Source organism: Ruegeria sp. AH12 (genome assembly GCF_056541465.1).
Map to the genome: position 1 here is coordinate 1 of NZ_JBQFYL010000129.1, position 794 is coordinate 794.

Consider the following 794-nt stretch of genomic DNA (forward strand, 5'->3'; position numbering starts at 1 on the left):
CTGGAAACGCGCGAACAGATGGAACAGCCGGTGCCTAGACCTTCGGGCGGGAGACCGCCCGGAGGTGTTCTTTTAACCCTTACTGACCACCACCCAACTGATGAACATACGCCGTCACGGCGCGGATTTGCGCGTCGGTCAGGCGATTTTCCCATGGGGGCATCACGCCAAAGCGGCTGTAGGTGACCGTCTCGGTCAGGGCCTCTTGGCTGCCGCCGTAAAGCCAGATCGCATCGGTCAGATTCGGCGCACCTTGGGAAACGTCGCCTTTGCCGTCATCACCGTGGCAAGCCGCGCAGTTGTCTTCGAACACAACCTTGCCTGCCTGCGCCGCCGCGTCATCGGTCTGGGCGTTGGTCAGGGACATGACGTATTGAACCACTTGAGTGATCTCATCCTTTTCGAGGATCTCACCAAAGGCCGGCATCTCGGAATAGCGCGCGTCGTCGCTTTCCTCGTTCCGGATGCCATAGGCGATGGTGTACTCGATATCCTCAAGCGAGCCGCCCCACAGCCAGGCGTCATCCAGCAGGTTCGGGAAACCCGGCGCACCCTGCGCGCCCGATCCGTGGCACTGCGCGCACCAGGTTCGGAACACAGCGCCACCAGAGTTAACTGCGTATTGTTGCAGCTCCGCGTCGGCCGAGATTTCTTCCAGCGGTGTTTCCACCAACTTGGCATTCCACGGCGCATTCGCTTCTTCGAACGCGACCATTTCCTGCTGCACCAGCTCGCGCGAGGACCAACCCAGTACACCGGCGGTTGCCGATTGAACCAAGGGCCATGCGGGGTAC

The 794-nt window shown here is 61.1% G+C and carries 1 protein-coding gene; it reads right to left on the reverse strand.

Annotated elements, in window-relative coordinates; all coding sequences use genetic code 11:
• Positions 1–79: 79 nt before the first annotated feature.
• The coding region (ccoP, locus tag ACR0EL_RS22115; RefSeq protein ID WP_480502304.1) for a cytochrome-c oxidase, cbb3-type subunit III at positions 80–794 on the reverse strand (715 nt) is incomplete at its 5' end.